Raw genomic sequence first — 3,066 nt, forward strand, 5'->3', positions numbered from 1 at the left:
GCCTATGTCCTTGCCGAAAATGCCGGAGATGGGACCGAACACCTCTACCTCACCAACTTTCAGAATATCGACCGCTGCCCGGAGTCTGACCCTGGACTTCAGCCAGCCGCCCCCCGGCGGTGACGAAATGCCCCAGGAAATCCATCCCAAGTGCTTCCAGTTTTCTCTGAACGTGTTCCGTCAATAACCTGTCCTCGATGCTGGGTTCCAGGCTCTTGTCAGGATGATTATGAAGCAAAAGGACCCCCGCCGCATCAAGTCGGACGGCCCTTCTCAGGAGGTGCTTCAGATCCAGGACAGCCCCCTCGAGCCCTCCCCAGGAGATGAGGTCATCCTCGATGACCTTCCCACCTCGGTCGGAGAAGACGGCGACGATGAACTCCCTTGGTTCATCGGAGAAGGTGGCGCTCCAGCGCGCCAGGCAGGAGCGAAAATGCTCCCGGGGCTCGCCCATGTCGGCGGCCTTCTCCTCGGCATAGAGCCTCCTGGCGAGTTCCAGGGCCGCCACCAGGGAGGCGGATTTGGCCCTGCCGAGTCCGCTGGTCTCCATGAATTCCCTGAAGGATGCCCTGGAAAGTCCCTGGAGGCCTCCGTACTCCTCGACCAGGGATGATGCCATGTCCAGGACGTTTTTCCCCCTGTCGCCGGTTCTGAGGAGGATCGCGACGATCTCCACGAGGGAGAGCGCCTGGGGGCCCAGCCGTTCGATCCGTTCCCTGGGCAACTCGCTCCGGGACGAGGGGGCCATCCTCATCGATATTCCTCCGGCCAGAAGGGGTTACGCCGGCGTTCTTCCCCCAGGGTGGTCTCCGGTCCGTGCCCCGGGAGTACCCTGGTAGCGTGGGGGAGGCGGGCCAGTTTCTCCAGGGAGGCGAGAAGGGTACCCTCGTCTCCGCCGGGCAGGTCGGTTCTACCGATGCTCCCCGCAAAGAGGGTATCCCCGGAAAAGAGCACGGGATTTCCCCCTTCTTCATCCACGAGGAAACAGACACTACCCCTCGTATGCCCCGGGGTGTGGATGACCTTCACCGAGAGGCTCCCAGCGCGAACCACATCGCCATCCTTGAGCAACTTCTCCGCGGGGGCCAGTTCGATATTGCCGCCTACGAAGGCCGACAGGTTCGACTCGGGCCGGGAAAGCATGGAAGCGTCGTCCTCGTGGATCATGACGCCGACCCTTGCCCTGGATCGCAGGGGGCCCAGGCCGCCTATATGGTCCGCGTGGCCATGGGTGAGAAGGATGAACTCCAGGTCTACGCTCTTTTCATCGATCATCTCCAGAACCTCTCCCGGATCCCCTCCGGGATCGATAAAAAACCCCGCGCACTGATCATCCCATACCAGGTAACCGTTGGTCCACAGGGGCCCCAGGGGCAATCTCTCCAGGAACATCAGCAAACCCCCTCGGTATCGAGAATTAGCGTCACGGGCCCGTCATTATGGATCTCGACCCGCATGGAAGCCTGGAAGACCCCCGTCGCTACGGTGATCCCCCTGGAAGAGACCGACCTGATGAAATCCTCGTAGATCCTGTTGGCCTTTTCGGGCTCGCAGGCCGAGGCGAAGGAAGGACGCCTCCCCTTGCGGCAGTCACCGTAAAGGGTGAACTGGGAGACCACCAGCATGGCTCCCTTTTCCTCGAGGAGGGAGAGGTTCATCTTGCCGGCGGCGTCCTCGAATATCCTGAGGTTGGCGATCTTGCCGGCCATCCACTCCACTTCCCTTTCACCATCGTTCGGGGCCACGCCGATAAAGACGCAAAGGCCCTTTTCGATGGAACCGGTCACCTTTCCGTCGACCGAGACCCTGGCGCCGGCTACTCTTTGAACGACCGCCCGCATGGGGCCCTCACCCCCTGATGACTTCCATGATGCCCTTTATTGAATTCAGTTTGGCTATGATCCTGTAGAGGTGCTCCAGGTCCTTGACCTGGAGATCAATGACCATCCTTCCCCTGTCGCTTCCGGCGACGAAGGCCCGGACCTGGGTGATGGAACTGTCCAACCCGGCGATGGCCTGGGCAACTTCCGCGAAGAGCCCCGGCCGATCAGCCCCTTCTATTTTAAGCCGAGCCGGATAACGGGCCGACCGCAGTTCGCCCCAGTATACTTCAACTTTGCGGTCCTCGCGATGATCGGCGAGGTTGGGACAGTCTTCCCTGTGGATCGTTATCCCCCTGCTCTTGGTAACGTATCCGACAATGCTGTCCCCCGGTACGGGCTTGCAGCAGTTGGCCAGGGAGACCATCACGCCCCGACTGCCCTCCACGACGATCTCGGAATCCAGTTCCCGTTTGGGCGGCGAGGGCTCCTCCTGTACCTCCTCGATCTCCTGGCCAGCCGGGATCCGCGAACCCTCGATCTCCAGGTACCTGGAAGCCACCGAGGAAGCGCTCTGGCTTCCCCCTCCGAGAGCAACGAGCAGGTCGTCGCCATGACCATACCCCAGGTCGGCCGCCACCTTTTTGAGGACTGGTCCCAAAAGGCGGGGCTCCTCTTCCTTTTCGCCCTCCCGGCGCTTCAACTCCCGCAGGAGCAGTTCCCTGCCCTTGTCCTGCTTCTCCTGCCTCTCGGCCTTGTCAGCCTGGCGGAACCAGGACCTGATCTTGCTTCGGGCCTTGCCGCTCCGGGCGACCTTCATCCAGTCCCTTGAGGGGTGGCCCTGGGGCGAGGTCAGTATCTTTATTATGTCGCCGTTCTGAATCTGGTAGTCTATGGGGACGATCCTGTTGTTCACCATGGCCCCGACGAACTTGTGGCCTATCTCGGTGTGGATGGCGTAGGCAAAATCGATGGGCGTGGAATCGCCGGGAAGGGATATCACGTCCCCATCGGGAGTGAAGACGAAGACATCGGTGGAAAGGACGTCGTTCCTGATGTGCTCCAGGAATTCCGAGGCTTCGCCGCCTTCGCCCTGGGACTCGAGGGCCTGCCTGATCCAGGAGAGCCTTTCGTCGAGTTTGTCGATCTTGTGCCTTTTTTCCTTGTACCTCCAGTGGGCGGCGATGCCGTATTCCGCTATCCAGTGCATATCGCTGGTCCTGATCTGGATCTCCAGGGGTTCCCC

Annotated in this window: 4 protein-coding genes; all 4 read right to left on the minus strand. The window is 61.1% G+C overall.

Translation table 11 applies throughout. The annotated features are described in order from the left end of the window. Positions 1 to 49: 49 nt before the first annotated feature. Positions 50 to 754, minus strand: a complete 705-nt coding sequence (locus GX108_01455; GenBank protein NLO55712.1) for a DNA repair protein RadC — start codon at positions 752 to 754, stop codon at positions 50 to 52. Then, complete coding sequence (locus GX108_01460; GenBank protein ID NLO55713.1) at positions 751 to 1,392, minus strand: MBL fold metallo-hydrolase; 642 nt, start codon at positions 1,390 to 1,392, stop codon at positions 751 to 753. Before GX108_01460 ends, GX108_01455 begins: the two co-directional genes overlap by 4 nt. Beyond that, positions 1,392 to 1,841 carry a D-tyrosyl-tRNA(Tyr) deacylase gene (locus tag GX108_01465; protein NLO55714.1) on the minus strand — a complete coding sequence of 150 codons (450 nt, stop codon included), beginning with the start codon at positions 1,839 to 1,841 and terminating at the stop codon, positions 1,392 to 1,394. The genes GX108_01460 and GX108_01465 overlap by 1 nt, the downstream gene beginning before the upstream one ends. 7 nt (positions 1,842 to 1,848) lie before the next feature. Next, positions 1,849 to 3,066: bifunctional (p)ppGpp synthetase/guanosine-3',5'-bis(diphosphate) 3'-pyrophosphohydrolase (locus tag GX108_01470; GenBank protein NLO55715.1), on the minus strand; the 1,218-nt coding region annotated here is incomplete at its 5' end.

The organism is Thermovirga sp. (assembly GCA_012523215.1).
GTDB lineage: Bacteria > Synergistota > Synergistia > Synergistales > Thermovirgaceae > 58-81.

Bases quoted from the DNA above. Each gene is read 5' to 3' on its own strand.
- GX108_01455 (NLO55712.1), bottom strand. From the start codon at position 754: ATGAGGATGGCCCCCTCGTCCCGGAGCGAGTTGCCCAGGGAACGGATC.
- GX108_01460 (NLO55713.1), bottom strand. From the start codon at position 1,392: ATGTTCCTGGAGAGATTGCCCCTGGGGCCCCTGTGGACCAACGGTTAC.
- GX108_01465 (NLO55714.1), bottom strand. From the start codon at position 1,841: ATGCGGGCGGTCGTTCAAAGAGTAGCCGGCGCCAGGGTCTCGGTCGAC.